The sequence below is a fragment of the Acinetobacter sp. YH12211 genome (assembly GCF_013418015.1).
GTDB lineage: Bacteria > Pseudomonadota > Gammaproteobacteria > Pseudomonadales > Moraxellaceae > Acinetobacter > Acinetobacter towneri.
Genome location: NZ_VPCW01000007.1, coordinates 59,650 through 82,567 on the forward strand (window position 1 = coordinate 59,650; position 22,918 = coordinate 82,567).

At 42.2% G+C, this 22,918-nt stretch carries 25 protein-coding genes and 4 tRNA genes; 8 read left to right on the forward strand and 21 right to left on the reverse strand.

Features of this window, described 5'->3' with window-relative positions; translation table 11 throughout:
* Nucleotides 1-75 precede the first annotated feature (75 nt).
* The 6 genes from FTU98_RS05630 to rnr all read right to left on the reverse strand — a co-directional run bounded on the left by FTU98_RS05630 (nucleotide 76) and on the right by rnr (nucleotide 6,954).
* The gene (locus FTU98_RS05630) at nucleotides 76-969 is read right to left on the reverse strand and encodes a DMT family transporter (RefSeq protein ID WP_004974770.1); all 894 of its coding nucleotides are present in this window, start codon (nucleotides 967-969) and stop codon (nucleotides 76-78) included.
* Nucleotides 970-1,070: 101 nt separating this feature from the next.
* On the reverse strand, nucleotides 1,071-1,481 hold the full coding sequence (locus FTU98_RS05635; protein ID WP_004974772.1) for a hypothetical protein: 411 nt from the start codon (nucleotides 1,479-1,481) through the stop codon (nucleotides 1,071-1,073).
* A gap of 21 nt (nucleotides 1,482-1,502) precedes the next feature.
* Nucleotides 1,503-1,712: a YheV family putative zinc ribbon protein gene (locus FTU98_RS05640; protein WP_171324836.1), complete on the reverse strand. Its 210-nt coding sequence runs from the start codon at nucleotides 1,710-1,712 to the stop codon at nucleotides 1,503-1,505.
* Between the two features lie 40 nt (nucleotides 1,713-1,752).
* The gene (locus tag FTU98_RS05645) at nucleotides 1,753-3,792 is read right to left on the reverse strand and encodes a M3 family metallopeptidase (protein WP_131260579.1); all 2,040 of its coding nucleotides are present in this window, start codon (nucleotides 3,790-3,792) and stop codon (nucleotides 1,753-1,755) included.
* 74 nt (nucleotides 3,793-3,866) lie between these two features.
* Nucleotides 3,867-4,451 (reverse strand): hypothetical protein, encoded by a 585-nt coding sequence (locus FTU98_RS05650; protein ID WP_180050674.1) that lies wholly within the window; start codon nucleotides 4,449-4,451, stop codon nucleotides 3,867-3,869.
* A 79-nt stretch (nucleotides 4,452-4,530) separates the two neighbouring features.
* Nucleotides 4,531-6,954: a ribonuclease R gene (gene rnr, locus FTU98_RS05655; RefSeq protein ID WP_154320309.1), complete on the reverse strand. Its 2,424-nt coding sequence runs from the start codon at nucleotides 6,952-6,954 to the stop codon at nucleotides 4,531-4,533.
* A 264-nt stretch (nucleotides 6,955-7,218) separates the two neighbouring features.
* Between rnr and FTU98_RS05660 the strand changes: the two genes are divergently transcribed.
* The 6 genes from FTU98_RS05660 (at nucleotide 7,219) to FTU98_RS05685 (ending at nucleotide 9,185) form a co-directional block, all read left to right on the forward strand.
* Nucleotides 7,219-7,308, forward strand: a tRNA-Ser gene (locus FTU98_RS05660).
* Nucleotides 7,309-7,323: 15 nt separating this feature from the next.
* Nucleotides 7,324-7,400 (forward strand) — tRNA-Arg (locus FTU98_RS05665).
* A 49-nt stretch (nucleotides 7,401-7,449) separates the two neighbouring features.
* Nucleotides 7,450-7,526: transfer RNA gene (locus FTU98_RS05670), tRNA-Arg, on the forward strand.
* 212 nt (nucleotides 7,527-7,738) lie between these two features.
* A tRNA-Arg gene (locus FTU98_RS05675) sits at nucleotides 7,739-7,815 on the forward strand.
* Between the two features lie 193 nt (nucleotides 7,816-8,008).
* Nucleotides 8,009-8,506 (forward strand): YcxB family protein, encoded by a 498-nt coding sequence (locus FTU98_RS05680; protein ID WP_179993954.1) that lies wholly within the window; start codon nucleotides 8,009-8,011, stop codon nucleotides 8,504-8,506.
* 34 nt (nucleotides 8,507-8,540) lie between these two features.
* Entirely contained in the window at nucleotides 8,541-9,185 is a 645-nt protein-coding gene (locus FTU98_RS05685) for a fumarylacetoacetate hydrolase family protein (RefSeq protein ID WP_306669310.1), read from the forward strand.
* 71 nt (nucleotides 9,186-9,256) lie between these two features.
* Here the strand turns inward: FTU98_RS05685 and msrA are convergent, their stop codons facing one another.
* The 7 genes from msrA to lgt all read right to left on the reverse strand — a co-directional run bounded on the left by msrA (nucleotide 9,257) and on the right by lgt (nucleotide 14,437).
* Nucleotides 9,257-9,778 carry a peptide-methionine (S)-S-oxide reductase MsrA gene (gene msrA, locus FTU98_RS05690; RefSeq protein ID WP_180050677.1) on the reverse strand — a complete coding sequence of 174 codons (522 nt, stop codon included), beginning with the start codon at nucleotides 9,776-9,778 and terminating at the stop codon, nucleotides 9,257-9,259.
* A gap of 62 nt (nucleotides 9,779-9,840) precedes the next feature.
* Entirely contained in the window at nucleotides 9,841-10,308 is a 468-nt protein-coding gene (locus FTU98_RS05695; protein WP_004974787.1) for an META domain-containing protein, read from the reverse strand.
* A gap of 153 nt (nucleotides 10,309-10,461) precedes the next feature.
* Nucleotides 10,462-11,517 carry a DUF4105 domain-containing protein gene (locus tag FTU98_RS05700; protein ID WP_004974789.1) on the reverse strand — a complete coding sequence of 352 codons (1,056 nt, stop codon included), beginning with the start codon at nucleotides 11,515-11,517 and terminating at the stop codon, nucleotides 10,462-10,464.
* 70 nt (nucleotides 11,518-11,587) lie between these two features.
* A complete protein-coding gene (locus tag FTU98_RS05705; RefSeq protein WP_004974792.1) occupies nucleotides 11,588-12,100 on the reverse strand; it encodes a dihydrofolate reductase in 513 nt (170 codons plus the stop codon).
* A gap of 91 nt (nucleotides 12,101-12,191) precedes the next feature.
* Entirely contained in the window at nucleotides 12,192-13,034 is an 843-nt protein-coding gene (gene thyA, locus FTU98_RS05710; protein ID WP_004974795.1) for a thymidylate synthase, read from the reverse strand.
* 98 nt (nucleotides 13,035-13,132) lie between these two features.
* The gene (locus FTU98_RS05715) at nucleotides 13,133-13,516 is read right to left on the reverse strand and encodes an AzlD domain-containing protein (protein ID WP_180050680.1); all 384 of its coding nucleotides are present in this window, start codon (nucleotides 13,514-13,516) and stop codon (nucleotides 13,133-13,135) included.
* A gap of 111 nt (nucleotides 13,517-13,627) precedes the next feature.
* Nucleotides 13,628-14,437, reverse strand: a complete 810-nt coding sequence (gene lgt / locus FTU98_RS05720; RefSeq protein WP_096901379.1) for a prolipoprotein diacylglyceryl transferase — start codon at nucleotides 14,435-14,437, stop codon at nucleotides 13,628-13,630.
* 93 nt (nucleotides 14,438-14,530) lie between these two features.
* Here lgt and FTU98_RS05725 point away from each other — a divergent pair, with 93 nt between their 5' ends.
* A complete protein-coding gene (locus tag FTU98_RS05725) occupies nucleotides 14,531-15,313 on the forward strand; it encodes an NRDE family protein (RefSeq protein WP_004974805.1) in 783 nt (260 codons plus the stop codon).
* 40 nt (nucleotides 15,314-15,353) lie between these two features.
* On the opposite strand, the gene FTU98_RS05730 is transcribed toward FTU98_RS05725, so the two are convergent.
* From FTU98_RS05730 to rdgB, 5 genes are all read right to left on the reverse strand, one after another.
* Complete coding sequence (locus FTU98_RS05730; protein ID WP_131260576.1) at nucleotides 15,354-17,669, reverse strand: PhoX family phosphatase; 2,316 nt, start codon at nucleotides 17,667-17,669, stop codon at nucleotides 15,354-15,356.
* A 172-nt stretch (nucleotides 17,670-17,841) separates the two neighbouring features.
* Nucleotides 17,842-18,627, reverse strand: a complete 786-nt coding sequence (gene tatC, locus FTU98_RS05735) for a twin-arginine translocase subunit TatC (RefSeq protein WP_004974811.1) — start codon at nucleotides 18,625-18,627, stop codon at nucleotides 17,842-17,844.
* Entirely contained in the window at nucleotides 18,624-19,094 is a 471-nt protein-coding gene (tatB, locus tag FTU98_RS05740) for a Sec-independent protein translocase protein TatB (RefSeq protein ID WP_180050684.1), read from the reverse strand. Before tatB ends, tatC begins: the two co-directional genes overlap by 4 nt.
* 18 nt (nucleotides 19,095-19,112) lie before the next feature.
* Nucleotides 19,113-19,337 carry a Sec-independent protein translocase subunit TatA gene (tatA, locus tag FTU98_RS05745; RefSeq protein ID WP_004974820.1) on the reverse strand — a complete coding sequence of 75 codons (225 nt, stop codon included), beginning with the start codon at nucleotides 19,335-19,337 and terminating at the stop codon, nucleotides 19,113-19,115.
* 169 nt (nucleotides 19,338-19,506) lie between these two features.
* A complete protein-coding gene (gene rdgB / locus FTU98_RS05750; protein WP_004974822.1) occupies nucleotides 19,507-20,133 on the reverse strand; it encodes an RdgB/HAM1 family non-canonical purine NTP pyrophosphatase in 627 nt (208 codons plus the stop codon).
* A 130-nt stretch (nucleotides 20,134-20,263) separates the two neighbouring features.
* Here rdgB and FTU98_RS05755 point away from each other — a divergent pair, with 130 nt between their 5' ends.
* On the forward strand, nucleotides 20,264-20,509 hold the full coding sequence (locus FTU98_RS05755) for a cytoplasmic protein (RefSeq protein WP_257220023.1): 246 nt from the start codon (nucleotides 20,264-20,266) through the stop codon (nucleotides 20,507-20,509).
* A gap of 50 nt (nucleotides 20,510-20,559) precedes the next feature.
* On the opposite strand, the gene FTU98_RS05760 is transcribed toward FTU98_RS05755, so the two are convergent.
* The 3 genes from FTU98_RS05760 to FTU98_RS05770 are packed head-to-tail and all read right to left on the reverse strand — an operon-like array spanning nucleotide 20,560 to nucleotide 22,900.
* A complete protein-coding gene (locus FTU98_RS05760; protein ID WP_070153255.1) occupies nucleotides 20,560-21,150 on the reverse strand; it encodes a tetratricopeptide repeat protein in 591 nt (196 codons plus the stop codon).
* Nucleotides 21,147-21,740 (reverse strand): methionine biosynthesis protein MetW, encoded by a 594-nt coding sequence (gene metW / locus FTU98_RS05765; protein ID WP_004974832.1) that lies wholly within the window; start codon nucleotides 21,738-21,740, stop codon nucleotides 21,147-21,149. The genes FTU98_RS05760 and metW overlap by 4 nt, the downstream gene beginning before the upstream one ends.
* Complete coding sequence (locus FTU98_RS05770; protein ID WP_004974835.1) at nucleotides 21,740-22,900, reverse strand: homoserine O-acetyltransferase; 1,161 nt, start codon at nucleotides 22,898-22,900, stop codon at nucleotides 21,740-21,742. The genes metW and FTU98_RS05770 overlap by 1 nt, the downstream gene beginning before the upstream one ends.
* Nucleotides 22,901-22,918 lie beyond the last annotated feature (18 nt).

The window sequence follows — 22,918 nt, forward strand, 5'->3', positions numbered from 1 at the left end:
TTATTTAAAAACACCCTGTGGTTCACTACGGGGTGTTTTTTTAATAGGTTGATATGCAGGGAATACAAAGCAGCATTATGAATGCGGGGAGTGATGATTCAGGTGTTTTTGTAACAGTGGACTGCACAAAATAATGGCAAGCAAAATTAGGGCAAAGCCAATTAAACTAAATAAGTCTGGCGTTTCATGCCAAAAGCTAAAGCCCCAAATCCCTGCAAAAATAATCGCAATGTAATTGACAGGGCCAATTTGCCCAGCAGGGGCAAGACGGTAGGCATTGGACATAAAGATCTGACTGATATTGGCCAGCAATCCTGCACCAATTAAAAAACTCAATTCTTTTAAGTTGTAAGGACGCCATGACCAGAACATCGGTACAACAGAAATGAGTGTCCCAATCATGCAAAAATAAAACACAATGCGTTCAGGCGGTTCGGTTTGAGTCAGGGCGCGTACCGTGACAAAAGCCATCGCTGCTAAAAAACTGGCACTGAGTCCAATTGCGGACATGCTATTAAACATACCTGCATCGGGTTTGGCGACAAATAACACGCCAAATAAACCAATGAACGCAGCCCATAGCATTGGTTTGGTGATTTTTTCTTTAAGGAATAGCCATGCAATTAAGGGAATAAAAATAGGCGATGAATAGGTGAAGACCATCGCATTGGACAGTTTTAGATTGGCAATCGCGTAGAAAAAACCATACATGGCGGTTAATCCGACTACCGAACGCCAAGTGTGCATCCATAACTTTTCAGTTTTAAAAAAGCCCAAGCCTTTATTGAAAATGAGCGGGATAAAAATAAACAAACCAATGAAATTACGGAAAAATACCACTGTGGCATTATCTACCGTTTCTGAGGCGTAACGAACGCACACTCCCATGAGTGAAAACAGAAAGGCAGAGCAGGTCAACAGCATAATTGCTTTGAGCAAATTTTGTTGGGCAGAACCAGAAGATGTCATACAAATAAAGCCAGAATAACCTCTGGCTATTCTAGCTTAAATTGGCTACAACACTGACCCTTTATCGTATTTTAAAATGACTGATGTGAAGCAGAGGAGGCTTACTGTGCCAGTTGGGCTTCCAGTATTTTGATTTGTTCTTCTTTCAGTTTAATCAATTCATCAGCATCGTTATGTTGCTGTTTTAATAAGGCACGTTGATCATTCAGCTGATTTTGAATGTCATCTAATTTAGCCACTTCTTCTTTGGCAAGCGCTGCATTCTCAGATATAGGTGCTTTGAGTAAATCTTCTGTGACCAACTGTTTTGGTGCTGCTTCATCTTCTTGCAATGGCGTTGCTTCAGCAGGTACAGCTTTCGCTACAGACGCCGTAGTTGGGGCAGTTTCTATAGGCGCAGTATTGTCGCTATCGCCCATCCATTGAAAGATAAATACGGCAATAATGACAATAATTAACCCACCCGTAATCGCCCATAAAAGCTTAGGGTTATGTCGTTGATCTTCAGTCATGCGTTGTTGAACCTTATTGTTTTACTTTGACTGACGCGGCTTAAACTGGATCACCCCAATTTCATCTGAAACCTCTGGGATTTCAGGTTCATCAATATGTGTTGGACGGTTTTCCGTATAATCACACTCGATACATTCGATCCATTCAGCTTCGTCAGCGGTGAGCATGACAACCCGATCCATCGCCTGACATTTCGGACATTTTGCGCCTGCAATGAAACGACGTTTAATGGTCATCACGACTCCCCTAACTTCATCTAAAGTTCTTAGTTTAAGCGTTTTTGACTATGTTCGTCCAACCTTGATGACGTAATAGTGCGTCTATTTTTGGCTCGCGTCCGCGGAAATTGATAAATGCGTCAAGCGCTGAATCTTTTCCGCCAACTGCTAGAATAAACTGTCTAAACTGCTTGCCAGTTTCGGTGTTAAATAGCCCTTCATTTTCAAAGCGATCAAAGGCATCGCTGGCCAAAACCTCTGCCCATTTGTATGAATAATATCCTGCAGCATAGCCGCCTGCGAAAATATGGCTGAAGCTGTGCTGGAAGCGGTTGTAAGCTGTAGTTGGCGCAACGGCATAGTTTTGACGAATATCATCTAGCATGGCTTGAATCTGTTCCGCATTTAAAGCAGGGTTGCTGCGATGAATACTTAAATCGAACAGGGCAAATTCAATTTGGCGCAGGCTCTGCATTCCCGACTGGAAGAAACGTGCATCTAACAGTGCTTTAAGCAGGTGTTCTGGCAGGGTGTCTTGGGTTTCAATATGCGCACTCAGCATATCTAAACTATCTTGATCCCAAGTCCAAAATTCCATGAATTGGCTTGGTAATTCCACCGCATCCCAAGCGACACCATGTGTACCTGCCACAGCAATATTATCTACTTCAGTTAGCATGTGATGTAAGCCATGTCCAAATTCATGGAATAGGGTGATGACTTCATCATGCGTTAAAAGCGCGGGTTGGTCTGCAACAGGTGGGGTAAAGTTACACACCATATAGCAAATTGGTTTTTGTAAACCTTGTGCCAATTGCATGCGTGAACGGAAACCACTCATCCATGCGCCGCCGCGTTTGCCTGTACGGGCATATAGATCAAAGTAAAAACCACCAATCACTTGACCTTGATCTTCAAGTTCAAAATAACGTGCATCAGGATGCCAAACAGGGGCAGCGCGCTCAATAATATCGACATCGTATAAACGCTTGACGATGCTAAATAGACCTTCAACCACTTTCGGTGCAGGGAAATATGGTTTTAACATTTCTTGTGAAAGGTTAAATTGCTGTAATTTTAATTTTTCAGAATAGTAGCCTGTATCCCACGGTTGTAAGGTATCAATCCCATCTTGGGCGGCAATGGCTTTGAGTTCGGCAATTTCTTGTTCTGCAGGTGCACGAGCATGTTCTGCCAGTTCACGCAGGAATTGATCGACTGCTTCGACACTTGGTGCCATTTTGCTGGCAAGGGATAATTCTGCATAGTTGTTAAAACCGAGCAATTGCGCCATTTCTTGACGTAAACGCAAGATTTCTTCCATGATCGGGGTATTGTCAAATTCAGACTGGGCTGATTGATCGGACGCGCGAGTAGTGTATGCCTGATACAAGGTTTCGCGCAAAGCACGATCATCGGCATAGGTCATAATGGCTAAATAGGCAGGAATATCCAGTGTTGCCACAGCTTGTTCCAATTCGCGTTGCTGACCATATTGTTTCAGCAATTCAACGCTGCTTGGCGGTAAACCTTTGAGCTGATCTTCGGACAATACTTTGTAATAGGCTTGGGTGGCATCCAATACATGATTGGAAAAGTCTGATGACAGTTGCGATAAACGCGCTGAAATTTCAGCATAGCGTTTTTTAGCTTCACCTTCTAAGGCCACACCTGACAGTTTAAAGTCGCGCAATGCCAGTTGAATTGCGCTTTGTTGTGCAGCAGGCAAATCTTTAAAGGTGTTGGCGTCGTGAATATGTTGATAGCTTTGATACAACACCGTGTGCTGACCCAATTGAGTGTAGTAGTCGCTTAAACTTGGTAACAGCGCTTGATACACTTCGCGGGTTTCAGGATTATTCATGACCGCATTTAAATGTGACAGCACGCCCCATGCTTCGCTCATGTTATTTTCGAGCTGATCAATCTGTTCTAAAACATTTAATTGCGCCGTCGTATTTTCAGGTACTGCAGTCAGATTATTTAAAAAGTTTTGTCCCTGCTGAATGGCATGCTCAATTTTTTGTTTTAAATCTGCCAGGGTAATTTGATCAAATTGTGGAACAGGCAAAGTTGCCTTTTCTAATGTCATGTCGGTCTGCCGATTTATTTCCTGTGTTATTTGTAGAAGTAAGGCTTCTAGAAGGATAAATCAAGCCTTGGGTGCTATTTATTCGCTCTTGTTTCACCGTGGATAGATTGAATATCTTGGATGTAGGTGCCAAAGCGCCCCTCAATGACCGATAATTTTATGAATAGATTTTGATTTTTGTAGTGTTCATATTCATCTACATTGATTCGAAACATACCAGTAGAGTCATACGGTGTTTCAATAGAATAGTAGACACTTCCTTTTTTACCATGTTTTTTAACAGCGCTTGCTTCCAATGTCACCACAGTAGGTGTACCCAAAACTAGGGTATGAAGCAGAGGAGGATAGACAACTAGATTTGAGTAAAGAAACAGAATTACAAAAATAGGGAAGAGGAGTAAAAAATAGAATTTTGGCTTTTTTTGTACATTTGTCCATGTACGTGGAATGATCCATTGTCCGTATCTATGCAGAACATAAAAGTAGATCAAAACAGCCAAATAAATCAACGTTGCAACAATGAAGGCTGTGATTTTGACTTGATTTGTTGGGGTGAAGTCTATAAAAAAGAGAGCAATCAGTGCTGAAATACTAAGTACAAAGACTAAGCATATTACATATTCATGGTAATAGTATTTAGTAATTTTCTGTGATGTCATGATTTTTAAGTGGTTTATTTTTATAGAGATATATTAAATGAAAAAGAGCGCCGTAGCACTCTTTTTTATTTAGTAAAATTTACTCACCCTTTGCTTTGGCATTGGATTTTTTCTTTTTCACCTTGGTCTTTTTTTTGGCTTTGTCTTTCGGTTTAGCTTCCGACTTCGCTGAGGTTTTTTTACCGTAAGAGCTCGGTTTGCTTTTTGGCTTTTTCTTCGGCACAGGTTGCTCACCGTTTTCACTTAAAGTCGCCTTGCTTGGACGCTCAGAAAAAACTTCTTCAGTGGCTTCACGGCTGAACGGTTTTGCCACGCGCGGTGCGCGCATACGAATAGCACGACCTGCATGGGTGAGTTGCTGCATGAGCTCAAAATCAATTTTGCGATCTTCTAAATTGACAGCCGCGACTTTAATTTTAACTTCATCGCCCAAGCTAAAGCTTTGACCACGTGCTTGTCCAATTAGACTTTGGCTGGCTTGGTCAAATACAAAGAAGTCATCGCCCAACTGGCTGACATGAATCATGCCATCGACATAAAGGTCTTTGAGAGTAACAAATAAACCAAATTCGGCTACTGCAGAAATTACGCCCACAAATTCTTCACCCAAATGCTGCTGCATATAGTGGCATTTTAGCCATGTGGTGACAGAGCGTGAGGCTTCATCGGCACGACGTTCAGTTGCAGAATAATGTTCGCCTGCATCATCTAAAGCTGCGCCCGAAAGTGGTGATGGTTTTTGTTTTAAATGCGCTTTAATGGCACGATGCAACAATAGGTCAGGGTAGCGACGGATTGGTGAAGTGAAATGCGTGTAGGCATCGTAAGCTAAACCATAGTGACCTGAATTATTGGCGCCATAATAGGCTTGCATCATTGAGCGTAATAACACCGCGTGAATACTTGGTGCATCAATACGATCTTTAGTGGCTTCAATCACCGCTTGATAGTCGGCCTGAGTGGGTTGTTCTGGAAAATGTAGCCCAAGTAATTTGACAAAATCACGGACTTTTTGAATACGTGAAAACTCTGGCGGTTCATGCACACGGTACAGCATCGGCACATCATGTTTGAGTGCATATTCTGCTGCTGCGACGTTGGCGAGTAACATACATTCTTCAATCAGTTTATGCGCATCGTTACGGCTGCGCGGCAAAATTTCTTTAATTCCACCTAACTCATCAAAGGTCATGTAGGTTTCAACGGTTTCAAACTCCATGGCATGACGTTCAGCACGTAAACCTTTCAGCACTTGATACAGTTGGAACAGAGTATTTAATGATTTGCACACCTCCCGATCTTCTGGAATTGCCGCACTATCACCCTCAAAATATTGTGCCACTTGAGTATAGGTTAAACGTGCTTTGGAATGCATGACCGATGGATAAAATTCAAAACCTGTGACCCGACCTGCGCGTGACAGTTTTAAATCGCAGACCATACACAAACGGTCAACCTGCGGATTCAGCGAACATAAGCCATTCGATAAAGCTTCAGGCAACATCGGCAATACAAAATGCGGGAAATAGACTGAAGTCCCACGTTCCTGAGCTTCATCATCCAACGGTTTGCCTGTGCGGACGTAATGGCTGACATCGGCAATTGCGACTACGACACGGTAACCACCGCCTGGACGTTTTTCGGCGTATACCGCATCGTCAAAGTCGCGGGCATCTTCACCATCAATAGTCACTAAGGCTAAATCGCGTAAATCAACACGTCCTTCACGGTCTTGGGCTGTCGGTTCTTGAAAGCTTTCGGCTTCTTGAATGACATCTTCAGGAAATTCATACGGCAGACCAAATTCTAAAATGGTTTGCGGAATAATAATTTCAGTTTCGGCTTTGTCTGCCATCGACTGAATAATATGTCCTGTGGCAAATTCTTCGCGGGTTGGATAGTCGTCAATGGCAATGCGCACAGAATCGCCCAATTTAACTTGGGCATGTTCAATTAATTCTTTTTCAAGGGTAATGGGTTGATGGCTATTTGGCTGGGCAGGCTGAATAAAATATTCACCATCGTATTCTGACAATTTACCAATGATTTGTTTGACACGACGCTGGGTGACTTCGGTAATAAACCCCCATGCCTTGCCTTTACGATCTACCGATGTCTGGCGGACTTTGACCTGATCGCCATTAAACACCAAACGTAGTTCGCGTTCAGGCAATAAAATATCTTCATGACCTGCAATATTGGCTGTGCCTAAACCTTTACTGTTGATGTAAACCGTGGCGTCATGAGTCGGTTGTTCTGCAGCCAGCTGGAACTTGAATCCATCTTTCATGAGCTGACCATCACGTACCATGGCAATTAAACGATGGCTCAGGGCGTCAATACTTTTTTGATCGGCAATCGCAAAATGCTCTACCAAGTCTGCATGTGACTGTGCCGCTTGCAAGGTTTCAATGGTTTCTAAGATTAAGGTACGGCTTGGAATAGGATTTTCGTAGCGTTCGGCTTCAGCTTTCGCTTCAGGATCGACCCAATTTTTCATCATGGAATAAACTTCATGTCAGAAGATAGGTTTAGCATAAGTCATGTACGGAAAGACTGCACGTAAATGATTGCAATAATGTGTTTTCTGTCGTTATTTTACGATGTTTCTAGTTTTTGTGCAGCGATTGCCAAAAGTTCAGGCGTAATTCTGGTGATGAATCCTGAAAATTGTTTAAAAAATATTTAATTGAGCAAAAATATGCAAAAATTGTGGTATCGAAGCTTGCAGTGCTAGCACTTAATTTGTATTATGGCGGCACGTTACGGTGAGATGGGTGAGTGGCTGAAACCACGTCCCTGCTAAGGACGCATACGGGTAACTGTATCGAGGGTTCGAATCCCTCTCTCACCGCCACGCTTTACTTATGTCGCGCTCATAGCTCAGCTGGATAGAGCACTTGGCTACGAACTAAGGGGTCGGGAGTTCGAATCTCTCTGAGCGCACCAATAAGTAAACCGAACAGTAACGTATCGCCTAAATTGGCACACAAGTAATGCGCTCATAGCTCAGCTGGATAGAGCACTTGGCTACGAACTAAGGGGTCGGGAGTTCGAATCTCTCTGAGCGCACCAACTTGAACAATCAACCGCTTAAATGCGGTTTTTTTGTGCCTGAAATTTAGTAAACTCAAACAATAATCAGTTTATTAAAAAGAATAGCGTACTCATGGTTTTACGTTAAAATTCTTTTGAATCGTCCAATATCTGTGCATTTGATTGCAAAATGATGAATTAATACTTAACAGCCAGAAAAAAACACGTATAATGCACCCCATCAAGTCGTCGCGCTCATAGCTCAGCTGGATAGAGCACTTGGCTACGAACTAAGGGGTCGGGAGTTCGAATCTCTCTGAGCGCACCAACTTGAAATAAAAAACCGCACTTTTGATGCGGTTTTTTTGCATCTACACTATCTAAAAATGATGAAATTTCTGTGTCAAAAGCATGACCATTGTTTTACGTCTGGCTTTGAGCGAATAAACACGAAAAAAATAAGGAAAGTGCTCAATCTAGTGTAAGATTTAGCTCAATTTGAATGACTTGATGATGAGCTTATGTCTGACACGCAGCCAGCATTGTCTTTGCGCTATTTTTTAAATTTAGAAGAATCTCAAGACGGCTTTGCCCTTGCGACTTTTGGTAAAAAACAATTTACCCGTTTTATTACACCGTTGATTAGTGTGGCGATTATTGCTTGGGGCTTTTATTTGGGCTTCGATGGGGTAGGTCGCTATTATGTTGCACTCGGTGCTTTCTTTTTAATCTTGCAAACTTTAATGCGTTATTGGTTTTTGCCAATGATGTTTAAACGCCAGTTTGTAAAATACCAATTTGGAAAAAGCGAGCAAGGCATTGATTTATTTCAGGACTATGCCGAGCTGTATGCCAATGGTCGTAAACAGGTATTTCATTATAACGAGGTGCAAAATTTCGCTGTGGGTAAACTGACCTATATGCTGGAATTAAAAAATCGTACAGTGGTGATTGTACCGAAACGTGCATTTAATCAGCCTGCAGAACAAACGGTTTTTGAAAATACTTTTAAAAAGTAAGTTCTAATTTTCCCAATTTACGAATTATTTGAGGATGATCATGAGTACACGTCCATCTAAAATTGTCTGTGTCGGTCGCAGTTATGCAGACCATGCCAAAGAATTAGGTAATGCTGTACCTGATCATCCTGTGTTATTTATTAAACCGCCAAGCAGTTTACGCAGTTTAAGTGATGGGATTACGTGGAATAAGGTCTGGGGCAATTGTCACTATGAATGTGAATTGAGTTTACGCATTGACCAGCCTTTAAATGCAGACACAGATCCTGCCAAAGTATTGGATGCTGTAAGTGCAGTGACTTTGGGCTTGGATTTAACTTTGCGTGAATTGCAGGATGAACTGAAGAAAAAAGGACAGCCGTGGGAACGAGCCAAAGCGTTTGACGGTTCTTGTGTGTTGGCAGATTGGGTGGATGTATCGGAAATTCAGGACTGGAAAAACGTGCAATATCGTTTGGACATTAATGATGAATTACGTCAGCAAGGCGATACCAGTTTATTGATTTTTGATATTGCGGCATTGTTGGCAGATATTAGCCAAGTATTTAGTTTAGAACCTGGTGATGTGGTAATGACTGGTACACCTGCAGGGGTGGCAGCATTACAGTCGGGCGATCAGTTGAAGATGACCTTACAAGGACGTACTCAGGCATTTGTCTGGACGACTTTTGTAAAATAAATAGTGGTGTAAACGGTGATGTCATCAAAAGATGAGTATCACCGTTTTGTACTTGCTTTTAAATCCAATGGTTATACTTTCAGTAAATGCTGAAATTTACTGCGTAATTTATTCAGTTTCGGTGGAACGGAAAAATTGCAGTAGCCCTGATTTGGATTTTTGGCAAAGAAATTCTGATGATAGTCTTCTGCAGGGTAAAATTCAGGTGCTGCACTGAGTTCAGTCACAACATTCACACCTTCAGCTTGTAAGGCTGCAATCATCTCGGCGGCAGCTTGTTGCTGTGTAGCATCTAAATAATAAATCACAGAGCGGTATTGTGTGCCGACATCATTGCCCTGACGGTTTAATGTGGTTGGGTCGTGTGTGGCAAAAAACACCTCAAGTAATTGTGAATAGCTGATCTGCTGCTCATCAAAATCAATCAAAATGACTTCTGCATGTCCGCTGTCGCCACGGCAAATATCTTCATAGCTTGGGTTTAAGGTATGTCCACCTGCATAACCGCTGGTGACTTTTTCTACGCCTTGCAGTTGTAAAAATACGGCTTCGACACACCAGAAACATCCGCCACCAAACAATGCTTGTTGCATGATTTTGTCCTTATATTTTATGAATAAACCATTTTAAGCCTGTCTATTATTAGGCTTAGCCGTTAACGTGCAGCCGTTGGTGTTTCAAATTGAATCAGTAAATTTCCATGGCGATCTAGCAATTTCAGGGTTTTACCATAGACCTGATAATGCGTCACTTTATTTAGGGCTTCATGAAATTTCTGATCTAAGTTGTTGTTATTTAAGCAAGCCATTCGCGTGGTTGCCAATTGCCCCAATTGTAGGGTGTCACGTCCTGCGACATAACTACCGCTGAGTCGGTTACAACTATCTGAACCTGTGACTGTTTGTGTGGCGGCATCAAAGTTTAAATATGGCAAGTTTTGGCGGTTTGCTTCTGTTTTTAACATGCTGTTGCCCAATTGCGTAGCAGTCCATGTACGTTGTACTAAGTTGGCTTGATTGATTGCGCTAATTTGGCTTGCACTCGTTTGAGTTGGCATAGTTTCACATCCTGATAAAGCAATCATTGCACCCAATAAGGTGATCCCGAAGTATTTTTTTAGCATGGAATGATCTCTAATTTTTTGAAATTGTTGCTATCTAAACAAATTATGCGCCGTGGCTCTAGTTAAACTTGTATGTTTGCTGCAACTTTTTCCAAGATATGGTGTGGTTTTTTCTCTGAATTGATTGTATCTGCGCAAAATGACCAAAATAGGTCAGGGCAGCACTTTGTTCTGATAAGTCGGATGCGAATAAGGCGTGCTGATGTTTGCTGAAGAATCGAGCTGCACGCCTTGTCGAATGAGCGCGGAAAAGTCTTGGCTGTGGATATCTTTTAAGTTTTCCACACGTGGGTTAATGTGGGCACGTTGATACCAAGTTTGCATATCCCAACGATGATCCAGCGCATGCAAATCATATAAATAATTGGGTAAATAACCCGAAGCAAACAGACGATAGTCGGCAGGGAAACGTTTTTGAGATACTGCCTGAATCATGTCAAACAGTAGCGTGGTGCAATTACTGGTCAACGTATTATACCAACGCGCTTTGGCGGCTAAAGCATCGGCTTTATGCAGATATTCCTGAAACAGTGCTTGTGCTTCTTGTGGATTGAGCTGGATCGGGAAAAAATAAACTTGCTCACCCCGAATATTGCTGCGGGTGTAGATGATATCTTTTTCATCGGCAGCGACAAGGCTGAGTTCATATTGCCGAAAGAAGCCACCAATCGCAGAAAACTCTTCGTGTTTTTCTTTGCGAATTTCAATGGAAAAGGTGAGTGGCGCTTGATCGGCAAAGTCAAAACTGACTAAGGTATGCGCAATTTTTGGCCCCATCCAGTAAGAGGTGATGATATTCACCCCCGTAATCTGTTTCAGGTTAAATTGGCGGGTTTCCCAACGTTCGGTATAGCGACCATCGGCATGCCAGTCAAAATTGCGGACATTGTGCAGCGTGACCTGATCTTGTACTTGTTCATAATGCAGCATACGGGCTACTTCAGGGTTCCAGTCACGGTCTTGCTTGGCATCCATCCCAAAATACCAAAACAGCCCCAAGGTAAAACCCAAAAGATAAACCAAAATATCCTGATTGCGACTGAGCAAATGCTGAGTGATATAAATGCCCAAAATGCTGAGGGTGAAGGCTAGCCAAGTCCCAATCAGCACACGGCTCATTAACCAACCCAAAGGCTGATGAATCCACAAGGCCATACTGAGCCAAATAGAAGAAAGAACGACACCTAAACTGAAGATGAAATGCAGCATCCGCCATTCCTGAGGCAAAGTTAAATTCCGTTTAAGTCATCATAATCAAATATTGCCAAGGCTGTCAGCATTATTTTTGATAGCGGGCAAACTCAAAGGCAATCCCTGATTTTTCATCGACATGCTGTTCTGAGGCCACTTTTTTAAACTCGGCAGGAATGGCAGGATAATGCGCATCTCCCTGAACATCTAGTTCAATATGTGTCAGTTCCAAACGGTCAGCAATCGGCATAGTTTGGCTAAAAATTTCACCACCACCAATAATAAATAAAGTGTTTGGTTTTTCTGAGGCTTGAACATCGGCAACGGCTTGTTGCAAGGCATCTTCAATGCTATGCGCCACTTTTGTGCCTTCAAATGCCCAGTTTGGGTCGCGGGTAATCACCCAATTGACACGTTTAGGCAGGGTGCGTCCCATCGACTCCAAGGTTTTGCGTCCCATAATCACCACGCCACCTTGGGTGATTTCTTTGAAGTGTTTTAAGTCTGCCGAAATATGCCACGGCAATTGGTTACCCTGACCAATGCAGCGTTGTTGATCCATAGCGACTACGTGTACAACTTCTAAATTTTGAAATGACATAATTAGGCTCGTATTTTCTTAGTCTGCCAAGCATCTTTTGGGGACGTTGGGGCAATTTAAATGTTGAGATGATAAATCTAGCAACAGGCAATTAAACAGCGACAGGTGCTTTAATTGCAGGATGTGACTCATAGCCTACAATTTCAATATCTTCAAATTTAAAATCGAAAATATCTTTGATTTCAGGATTGAGTTTTAACTGACATAACGCCAGTGGTTCACGGCTTAGCTGTAACTGTGCCTGTTCAAAGTGGTTGGCATATAAATGCGTATCGCCACCTGTCCAGACAAAATCTCCGACTTCTAAATCACAGACTTGCGCGATCATGTGGGTTAGTAAAGCATAGCTGGCAATATTAAAAGGCACGCCTAAAAACACATCGGCACTGCGTTGATATAGCTGGCATGAGAGTTTGCCGTTGTGCACAAAAAACTGGAATAAAGTATGGCAAGGCGGTAAAGCAACTTGACCTGCTTCTTTCGGGTTCCAGCCTGACACGATTAAACGCCGTGAATTTGGATTGGTTTTAATTTCATTGATTAACCATGCAATTTGGTCAAAACCATCTTGCTCATACAGACCATCGGCTTTTTGTGTTGCACCAAAATTACGCCATTGATGTCCGTACACTGGGCCAAGTTCACCTTCAGGACGACCAAAGCGCGCGGTTTGTTCTGCGGTAGACCATTCATCCCAAATACTGACTTTATGTTCTTGTAGATATTTGACGTTGGTATCGCCTTTTAAAAACCATAACAGCTCAATTACGATAGAACGGAAATGTACTTTTTTGGTAGTCAGCAGTGGAAAACCTTGTGCAAGGTTAAAACGCATTTGGTGCCCAAACACTGAACGTGTGCCTGTTCCGGTACGGTCACCTTTGTCGCCACCATGGTCAAGAATATGTTGGAGTAGGTCTAAATACTGGCGCATAGCGTTCTCTGGTCAAGCAAAAGAAATATTTTTTGTTTGGGCAATTCGATGCCCAGTAAATCAGAAAGAATAATAGCAGAGTTTTTAAAGTTGTGACTTTATTGTGTGTCGGAAGCGTGATGTTGATGCAGTAAAGCCAACGGCGAAAACAGGCAAATAGCCAAAGCGGTAAAGCCAATGCCTTGAGCGCCCGACAGTAAAATTTCACCGTGTTGAATCTGCATAAAAATTATTGCGAGTAACAACGCCAGTGGAATCCAAGTCAATAGTCGTGCCAACCAACCTGTGGGATGTTGTGCAGTAAAATGAATTTTGCAGTAACGACAAATTAAAAAAACAATACCTGCAGCCAGAAACATTAAAATCGCATCGAGCTTTAAGGGTTCTAAGAAGTATACCGCTGCAGTGACCAGCGCGATCACCATTAGCAGGGCAATTTTCTTTGTGACCGCAACCTGTGGGTTAAACCAAAATTCAAGCATGTGAGATATTGATGTCTGAAAAGTGTAAGTAATAGATAGCACTGTAGCATAAAAAAGGCGAAGATTGACTTCGCCTGAATGGATGAAACCTGCATTTAAATGGGTAGTAGCTTAGCTGTTTTTTTGCGGCCCCCAATCATAAATTTTCTTTTGATAGGCATACCACATCATCCAGAAACCGACCAAAATCATTGGTAAGCTCAGGAATTGTCCCTTACTCATCCATGCAATAAAGAGCTGACCATGATCGGGTTCGCGGAAAAATTCGACAACAAAGCGCGCCAAACCATAACCAATCAGGAATAGGGCAGACACTGCCATGCGTGGACGTGGCTTTGAACTAAACCACCACAGTACAATAAACAGGATTAGACCTTCACATAAGGCTTGATACAATTGCGATGGATGACGTACCAATTGTAAAGGATCGGTCGGGAAAATCATCCCCAAAGCAAAATTCGGATCGGTCACAGGGCGACCATATAATTCACCACCAATAAAGTTACCAATACGACCAAACATTAGACCTGTAGGTACACATGGGGCAATAAAATCCAAAGTTTGAAACCACGTCATTTTGTATTTTTTACACCAGAACAGCATGGCTAAAATCACGCCCAGAAAGCCGCCATGGAAACTCATGCCGCCTGTCCAGACTTGGAATAACCACAGTGGATTTTCCAAAAATTGTTCAAAGCCGTAGAAAAACACATAACCGACACGTCCACCAATCACCACGCCCAAAGCGCCGTAAAAAATCAGGTCGGAAACCATGTCTGGTGTCCAGCCACGTTGTTTGGCACGGTAAGTTGCCAAACCCCATGCAAATAAAAATGCCAGTAAATACATCAAGCCATACCAATGGACTTGTAAAGGCCCGAGCGAAATAGCAACGGGGTCAATATTTGGATAGGTGAGCATTCCTGTTCCTTGTGATTCTGTTTTGCACAGATTTTAGCTGAATGTGATGAAAAATGTTGTACATTCAATGTGTAAAGATCAAGAGTTTAAATTATGTGTATTGTGGCATTGGCTTGGCAGGTCTTGACAGACACACCACTGTGTTTGATTTCAAATCGAGATGAGTTCTATCGGCGTCCGACAGCAGCACTGGCAGCATGGTCTGATAGTCCAATTGTTGCAGGGCAAGATTTAGAATCGGGCGGTACGTGGATGGGCATTACCCCATCGGGACGCTGGGCTGTGATTACCAATTATCGTGATGCGAATGATGTTCGTGAATATCCAACTTCACGTGGGCATATTATTCAGGCTTTTTTAGAATCTGAGCAAACGCCTATCCGTTTTGCGCAAGCCTTAGAAAAACAGCAATGTGAATATGCAGGTTTTAATTTATTTGTGGGTGACACCACTCAAGCGGTGTACATGAGTAACCGTGGAGAAGCGCCGCAGGTTTTAGCTAAAGGCGTTTATGTGGTGTCGAATGGATTGATGAGTGACCCTTGGGAGAAAACTGCACGCTTACGCAAACGCTTTACGCAGGAGTTTTTACCGATGCTGCAATTGCCTGATCTTGCAACGGCAGAGCTAAATGCTGCGGCGTGGGATATTTTGCAAGATGAACGCAAAGTTGCATCTGAATTGTTACCGCAAACAGGGATTTCATTGGAGATGGAAGCGTTGTTGTCATCGACTTTTATTCAAAGTCCACTTTACGGTACACGTTGTTCCAATTTTTTACGTATGCAGGCGCAGCAATTTACATGGCTGGAAAAAACACAATATGGTGAGCAAAAGGGAGATATTGTGCAGCAACAGTTGAACATTGAGGCATAAAAAATGCCGACGTGATGTCGGCATTTTTAATTTATGGATGTTATCCAGCGATTGCTTTGCCGTCTTTACGGGTGATGACAACCGTTGCTGAACGAGGACGTGCAGTTTTATTGTTCATGTCAGTTTGTGTTGCAGGCCAATGGCTGCTTGGCGCATCAAAACTCTTTGAATCTTCACCTGGGTGCTGAACGTTAATAAAGATTGCTTTGTAGTCAGGTGTCATGGTTACACCTGTAATTTCACATTCTTTTGGCCCAACAAGGAAGCGACGTAAGTTTTTATCGGTGACTTGAGCACCAGCAATTGTACTTTGATCACCAACAGTTTTTACAACACCGCCATCACCAACTTGACCAGGTAGTGCTGCTAACATCATACAGTTTGTAACATCTGTATATGCGCCATCATCTGTTTGAATCCAAAGAACACCACGTGGGTCAAACCACATACCATCTGGACTTGAGAAGTCGTTTGCATCGCTTAAATTAGAAAGGTTAATTGTCGGATCCATACTTGCTTCAGCACCAAATAGATAGATATCCCATTCAAATGATGTTGCTGCAGTATTCTCTTCTTTAAAGCGGATAATATGACCATTGACGTTACCTTTACCACCTTCAGGATCGGTGTAGTTACGTGGGTTTGCAGGATCTGTTGCATAGCTTGAACCACGGTTCGAGTTATTGGTTAAAGTCACGTACACTTCACCATTTTCAGGGTTTACAGCAACCCATTCTGGACGATCCATTTTTGTAGCTCCTACAGCATCTGCTGCAAGACGAGCAAAAGTAAGGACATCCGCTTGTGAGCTAAATGGGTAAATAGCGTTTGTTTCGGTTAAGCCATTTTTACCATAAGCCAGTTCAATCCACTCTCCTGTGCCTGATGCATTAAATTTAGCGACATAGAATTTCCCTGAATTCATATATTTGTCGCCAGCTCGATAGCCACCATTCACATCTTTAGGATCCCATGTTGCATCTGATACAAATTTGTAGATGTACTCACCGCGCGAGTCATCGCCCATATAGAATGCAAATTTTTGCCCTTCAATTGCGCGGCTGGCGCGACAGTCTTCGTGAGCAAAACGACCTAATGCAGTACGTTTTACTGGGTTTGAGCGGCTATCGAATGGATCAATTTCTACAATCCAGCCAAATGTATTTGGCGCATTACGATAGTCTTGAGTTGCAGACTCTTTGGTTACGTTAGCAGCCCAACGATCATACATGTCTTGAGATTCAAAACCAGCTTCTGCTGTTTCCCAACCATAGCGTGAAGATTTATTCAAATACACGATGCGATCTTGCTCATCGCGTTCTGGAATTTTTTTACCATCAGCATCTAAAATATAAATGATGTTGTTTTTCGCATCACGTTTAACACTACCGTCTGCATTTTTTTCAGTTTGATAAGAGATCTCTAAGCCTAAGCCATAGCGTTTAAGTGCTATTTTTTCAGCTTCACTACGGGCTGAGTATTGGTCTGTACCTGAGCGTTGGAAATAACCAATAAAATTTTCTTCAGCAGTTAAATAAGTGCCCCATGGTGTATAACCATTACCACAGTTATTTTGTGTGCCTCGAGTTTGACGACCAGCGGGAGAGAATGCTGTGTGCAGTAATGGAGAACCAGCTACAGGCCCTGCAAAATCCATGACAGTCGAAGCTGTAATACGACGGTTAAATGGTGATGACTTCACAATCTCTACAGCTTGAGTTTCAGCATTTTTCTTAATATGAACGACTGAAACACCGTGTGCATTTACTTCACGAATCACTTCATCTTCTGGGCGACGTCCATCCTTTTTAGTTGCGCCTTTTGGATGTAAGAAGGTTTGGTTGATATATTCGTGGTTCAAAACCAATAAGCCATGATCTGATGCATTTTCATCATAACGACCAGTTTTAGTACTTAAGCCAAAATAGCTCATGCCATCGTGACAGTCACCAGAGCGGAATTGGAAACTTGGGCCAGATGGAACATCTGCATCTGCATTCCAATTGCTATAAGAAGGATTGATTGAGTCACCTAAAGCATATAATACAGTTGCTTGGTAACCTTCAGGAACAGTAACAATATCATTTAAATTTTTATCTACAGCTTTAAATGTTAATGTTTCAGGCTTGGTATTGGGTTCTTCTTTACTTGTTGGTGGTGTTACATTTGTATCTTCATCATCATCACTACATGCAGATAAAGAAGAAGCTAAAGCTAAAGCTGCTGCACCGCTTGCAGTTTTTTTAATTAAACTGCGACGGCTCATGCGTTGTTCTAGAATGTCACGAAAGTGCGTATTGTCTGAAGTGTTATTATCTAACTCTTGATCTTCATTGTAAGGCATAAAATCAGTCATTTTTTTTCCTAGCAAATTGCTTAGTCGTTTGAAAGTTATATGTAAATTAGTGGCTAAACATGACATGCGGGTTAAGCTTATGTGTCAAACTGATTAAATCCGTTCAGTTGTGATCTACACGCACAAAAAAAGAAGCAACCATGTGCTTCTTTTTAAAATTCAATATTTTAGATTAGCTGTGACTGACTCGGCGCTTCTCAATTAATTTGCCAAAAAACAAACCAATTTCAAACAGCATCCACATCGGAATGGCAAGCATGATCATCGATAAAGCGTCTGGCGGTGTGACAAACATGGCCACAAAAAAACAGCCAACAATAATAAAGCGACGTTTTTCAACCAAAGTTTGCGTAGACACGACACCAATCATAATCAGCAAAAGTGTGACAATTGGAATCTCAAAGGTAAAACCAAAAACCAAAAACAGCTTCAAACAAAACGTAAGATAGCTATTAATGTCGGTCATCGGGGCGACTGTTTCAGGGGAAACGCTAATGAAAAAGTGCAGAATGGATGGCAAGGCGACAAAGTAAGCAAAGCTAATTCCGATATAGAACAAGCAAATACTGCCGATCAGCAAAGGCAGCGCCAAACTTTTTTCTTTTTCATATAACGCTGGTTTTACGAATGCCCAAATCTGATACAAAATAAATGGCATCGCAATGAACAGCGCGACAAAAAAGTTTAGTTTAAACGGCGCCATAAAGGTTGCGGTAACATCAGTCGCAATCATGGTTGATGTATGTGGCAACTGTGCACGTAATGGTTCCGACAATACTTGATAAGTTTTATTGGCAAAGGGCAATAAACAGAAGAATAAGGCAAGAATAAGCCCTACAATTTTAAAAAGATGATTACGCAGCACCATCAAGTGCTTGGTAATTGGCATTTCTTCTAATGCGGCTTGCTCTGCCTTCACAGGCAAATGTGAAAGCTCAGAAGCGTTTGATTGGCTCATACTGCAACCTTCATTTCAGTATAGGGCGCTGTAGTATGTTGTAGCGCAGATAAATTTGAATGTGATGTCATTTTAGTTTTAGGGAGTAACACCGCAGAGGTTTTTTCAGTATTTAAAACCAAGGTGTAATGATGCTGTTGTAAGGTATTTTTTGATACGGCATGCGGGGAATGTGTGCTTTTTGCAGTTATATCTTCAAATATTTTTTCTTGCTGCATTTCATGCATTTGTGCTTGCATCTTTGCTTCAAGTTCCTGAATACGCGCCATTTCTTGCTGCATTTGCTCGCGTAATTCAGATAAACGCAATTCGCGGTCAATGTCATTTTGAACATTACTGACCATACGTTTAATTTTAGCGTACCACTTGCCGACAAAACGCGTTGCTTCAGGGAGTTTTTCAGGACCCAGCACCAATAATGCAATGATGCCGAAAATCAGCAGTTCCGTCATTCCAATATTGAGCATAATCTCAAACCCTCAGCCTTAATGCTTTACAGTCGAATTTACATCACTGCTATTGGCTTGATGTTCAATCGTACGAGGTTCTTTCAGTTGCGCCGCTTCTGCCTCATCATCTTTTATTGATTTTTTAAAATCTTTGACCGCGCCACCTACATCTTTACCTAAGTTTTTAAGCTTAGATGTACCAAATAATAAAATGACCACAATTGCAAAAATCAGCACGTGCCAAATAGATAATCCTGCCATGATTTAGACCTCTCAATAGTTGAGCCTATCTCAACAGGTCTGTATGACAATGCGGTGACGAATGTGTTGCGATTTGACGACAAGGGATGTTTGACCTGATTTGTAAAGCTTGAAAATAAAACAGCCCGTGTTTGAAAACGGGCTGTAAGATCAATCACATCTGTTAAATCTAAGCTTGTAAACTTGCTTTAAACAGTTGCATCGCCTGACCACGGTGACTGATTTTATTCTTTTCTGCTTTCGACATTTCTGCGCTCGACACTCCCAATTCAGGCAACCAAAAGAGCGGGTCATAGCCAAAACCATTTTCACCACGAGCTTCTGCTAAAATCTCGCCTTTCCAAATACCTTGGAAAATTTGTGGTAATGGATCATCGGCATGTTCAACCAAAGCCAAAACACAAACAAACATACCTTCAATTGCTGCGCCGTCTTGACGTAGTGGTTTGAGTTTATTCAAAAGTTTTTCATTGTTGGCTGCATCATTGCCATGTTCGCCTGCAAAACGTGCAGAATAAATCCCCGGTGCGCCGCCTAAAATAGGCACACATAAACCAGAGTCATCTGCAATGGCAGGCTTTCCTGAAATTTTTGCGGCATGGCGTGCTTTTAAAATGGCATTTTCAACAAAGCTCAAACCATCTTCAACAGCATCTTCAATATTTAGTTGACCTTGCGGAATCACTTGCACAGGCAAGTCTAATTGCGCAAACAGGGTTTCAAATTCTGCAATTTTTCCCTTGTTATTGCTTGCTAAAACCAAAGTACCTTGAGCACGCCAATCAGTTGCAGCCATAATTCAGATCTTAATTCAAAATAATCTTGGATATTTTAACGGATTTTGCAGACTTAAAAGTTTAATCTTAGATAGATTTGTTTTAATACATACCAATTATGCTGAGATATAAAAAAATAGGGGAATCATGATGAGCAAAATTTCAGAGATCTACCGTTATTCGAGTCAGCACCGTACATTATTGCAGCAAAGTGAGCGTTCTGGCTGTTTTTACTGTCTGGAAACTTTTGCTTATAGCGAAATTGAAGATTGGTGTGATGATGAGCAAACCGCAATTTGTCCGCATTGTGGTATAGATGCGGCATTAGGTTCTGCTGCAGTAGAAGAATTCAGTCCTGAACTGCTACAGGCCATGCAGGCAGTTTATTTCGGATAAAACAAAAAGCACCCGAAGGTGCTTTGAGATCACTTCAAACGTAGTTAAATTTATTGCGCTTGAATCCATTGGTCTGCGCGGTCACGTGCTTGACGAATTTGTTCTTGAGTTAAGTTAGCTGCCAAAGCGGTTTTCTTACCTTCAGACAAAGAAATTACTTTATTGTCGAGCATGCCATCACGGGTAGATAACTCATACCACTGATACGCACCCATATAGTTTTTCTTTTGTTCTTCCATCATGGCAAGGTTAAAGCTGGCACGGTTATCACCACGGCTAGCCGCCTTTTCAAAATATTGACGTGCTAAGACTTCGTCTTTTTTCGTGCCAATACCATCTGCCAACATACGACCTACATTTAATTGCGCAGCCGATAAACCTTGATCTGCCGCAGCTTTGTACCAAGCAAACGCTTGACGGCTGTCTTGTTGAACGTCTTTACCTTGTTGATATTTTGTCGCTAAGTAAAATTGTGCGCCTGCCTGACCTGCTTTGGCTGCTTTAATCAAGCCATTAATATCCATGGTTGAATATTGAGCCGCTTGGCTCGCTACAGAAGATGATGGTGAAACATAATCTGCATGGGCTTGAATGCTCAACAGTCCAACCAATAGCGTGGTGCTTAATAATAGTTTTTTCATAGAGCGCTCACTCGATAAATTGCGACTTCACCAAACAAATTAGGCAGATGCTTACTGAGTAAACTATCTTGTTGATTCCCATTCACGGCAAGTCGGTTAATGATGCGAATATTATTTTCGGCACAAAGTGCCTCAAAATCACGAAACGTACACAAATGAATATTTGGGGTGTTGTACCACATATAAGGTAATGCATCTGAAACAGGCATTTTCCCTTTTAAGGCAAGAAAAGAGCGAGTCTTCCAATGCGCAAAGTTCGGAAAGGTAATAATTGCCTGTTTACCCACACGTACCATATCTCTTAATAATACGTCAGGTGCATCTACTGCTTGCAAGGCTTGTGCCATGACCACATAGTCAAAAGACTGGTCTGCAAAACGGCTAAGCCCCAAATTCAAGTCTTGTTGGATGATATTTAACCCGCGACTGATCGCAATTGCAATCTTTTCTTGATCAATTTCTAATCCGTATGCACGAATATTATGCTGTTTGCTCATGTGTGCCAACAGTTCACCATCGCCACAACCCAAATCGAGTACTTTAGAATTGGGTTTAATCCACTTTTCGGCAAGTTGCTGATCAAGACGCATTACACGGCCTCCTGTGGGGTTGCTTGAAGATGTTCTGTTCCGCCCAAGAATGCACGCATGGCTTTCACGTACAGTGGAATTGGGAACAAGAACGAGTCGTGTCCTTGTTCGGCATCAATATCTAAATAGCTGACAGGTTTATGATTGCTAATTAGCGCATCCACAATTTCCTGCGAACGCTCAGGGCTAAAGCGCCAGTCGGTGGTAAATGACACCACTAAAAACTTGCATTTTGTATTCGCCATGGCTTTTTGTAAGGATTGCTCGTATTCACGTGCAGGATCAAAATAATCCAGTGCCTTGGTCATAATTAAATAGGTATTGGCATCAAAATTACGGCTAAATTGTTCGCCCTGATAGCGCAAATAGCTTTCGACCTGAAATTCGACATCAAAACCATACATAAACTTGCCAGATTTTAAGTCACGACCAAATTTCTGTTTCATGGCTTCTTCAGACAAATAGGTGATGTGTCCGACCATGCGTGCCAAAATCAATCCACGTTTTGGATAGCTGTCATGTTCCAAATAGCGTCCATGATGAAAATCTGGGTCAGATAAAATGGACTGACGTGCGACTTCGTTAAAGGCAATATTTTGTGCAGACAGTTTTGGCGCACTGGCAATAATTACGCATTTTTTCAGACGGTCAGGATAATCTACCGACCATTGCAAAGCCTGCATACCACCCAAAGAACCGCCAATAATTGAATACCAGACCTCAATGCCTAAACGGTCAGACAGCATGGCTTGGGTTTTTACCCAATCTCGCACCGTAACTAAAGGGAAGTCTGGGCCATAAGGACGGTTGTCATTTTCAGGGTTGGGCGATGTTGGGCCTGTAGAGCCGTTACAGCCGCCAATATTGTTTAGCGCCACCACAAAGAAACGACTGGTATCAATGGCTTTTCCTGGGCCAATACAGGCATCCCACCAACCTGCTTTTTTATCATCGGCATGATGATAACCCGCAGCATGGTGATGCCCTGATAGTGCATGACAGATCAGAATCGCATTGGATTTATCGGCATTTAGCGTGCCATAAGTTTCGACCATGAGTTCAAAGCGGGGCAGAACACGACCGCATTCGAGTTCTAAAGGTTCTTCAAATTGGAATTTTTCTGGAACAACAATACCTACTGAGTCAGCTGGAAAAGACACGGGAATAATTCGCCTTAA

Excerpts from the sequence above, each read along its gene's own strand:
- tatC (WP_004974811.1), bottom strand. The coding sequence starts at position 18,627 with ATGAGCCAATCAAACGCTTCTGAGCTTTCACATTTGCCTGTGAAGGCA.
- FTU98_RS05700 (WP_004974789.1), bottom strand. The coding sequence starts at position 11,517 with ATGCTGCATTTCATCTTCAGTTTAGGTGTCGTTCTTTCTTCTATTTGG.
- rnr (WP_154320309.1), bottom strand. The coding sequence starts at position 6,954 with ATGATGAAAAATTGGGTCGATCCTGAAGCGAAAGCTGAAGCCGAACGC.
- thyA (WP_004974795.1), bottom strand. The coding sequence starts at position 13,034 with ATGCGCCAGTATTTAGACCTACTCCAACATATTCTTGACCATGGTGGC.
- FTU98_RS05730 (WP_131260576.1), bottom strand. The coding sequence starts at position 17,669 with ATGACTGATTTTATGCCTTACAATGAAGATCAAGAGTTAGATAATAAC.
- FTU98_RS05680 (WP_179993954.1), top strand. The coding sequence starts at position 8,009 with ATGTCTGACACGCAGCCAGCATTGTCTTTGCGCTATTTTTTAAATTTA.
- tatA (WP_004974820.1), bottom strand. The coding sequence starts at position 19,337 with ATGGCAGGATTATCTATTTGGCACGTGCTGATTTTTGCAATTGTGGTC.
- FTU98_RS05715 (WP_180050680.1), bottom strand. The coding sequence starts at position 13,516 with ATGCTTGAATTTTGGTTTAACCCACAGGTTGCGGTCACAAAGAAAATT.
- FTU98_RS05695 (WP_004974787.1), bottom strand. The coding sequence starts at position 10,308 with ATGCTAAAAAAATACTTCGGGATCACCTTATTGGGTGCAATGATTGCT.
- FTU98_RS05630 (WP_004974770.1), bottom strand. The coding sequence starts at position 969 with ATGACATCTTCTGGTTCTGCCCAACAAAATTTGCTCAAAGCAATTATG.
- rdgB (WP_004974822.1), bottom strand. The coding sequence starts at position 20,133 with ATGGCTGCAACTGATTGGCGTGCTCAAGGTACTTTGGTTTTAGCAAGC.
- tatB (WP_180050684.1), bottom strand. The coding sequence starts at position 19,094 with ATGCTCAATATTGGAATGACGGAACTGCTGATTTTCGGCATCATTGCA.
- msrA (WP_180050677.1), bottom strand. The coding sequence starts at position 9,778 with ATGCAACAAGCATTGTTTGGTGGCGGATGTTTCTGGTGTGTCGAAGCC.
- FTU98_RS05705 (WP_004974792.1), bottom strand. The coding sequence starts at position 12,100 with ATGTCATTTCAAAATTTAGAAGTTGTACACGTAGTCGCTATGGATCAA.
- FTU98_RS05755 (WP_257220023.1), top strand. The coding sequence starts at position 20,264 with ATGAGCAAAATTTCAGAGATCTACCGTTATTCGAGTCAGCACCGTACA.
- FTU98_RS05725 (WP_004974805.1), top strand. The coding sequence starts at position 14,531 with ATGTGTATTGTGGCATTGGCTTGGCAGGTCTTGACAGACACACCACTG.
- lgt (WP_096901379.1), bottom strand. The coding sequence starts at position 14,437 with ATGCTCACCTATCCAAATATTGACCCCGTTGCTATTTCGCTCGGGCCT.
- FTU98_RS05635 (WP_004974772.1), bottom strand. The coding sequence starts at position 1,481 with ATGACTGAAGATCAACGACATAACCCTAAGCTTTTATGGGCGATTACG.
- FTU98_RS05685 (WP_306669310.1), top strand. The coding sequence starts at position 8,541 with ATGATCATGAGTACACGTCCATCTAAAATTGTCTGTGTCGGTCGCAGT.
- FTU98_RS05650 (WP_180050674.1), bottom strand. The coding sequence starts at position 4,451 with ATGACATCACAGAAAATTACTAAATACTATTACCATGAATATGTAATA.
- metW (WP_004974832.1), bottom strand. The coding sequence starts at position 21,740 with ATGCGTCTTGATCAGCAACTTGCCGAAAAGTGGATTAAACCCAATTCT.
- FTU98_RS05645 (WP_131260579.1), bottom strand. The coding sequence starts at position 3,792 with ATGACATTAGAAAAGGCAACTTTGCCTGTTCCACAATTTGATCAAATT.
- FTU98_RS05760 (WP_070153255.1), bottom strand. The coding sequence starts at position 21,150 with ATGAAAAAACTATTATTAAGCACCACGCTATTGGTTGGACTGTTGAGC.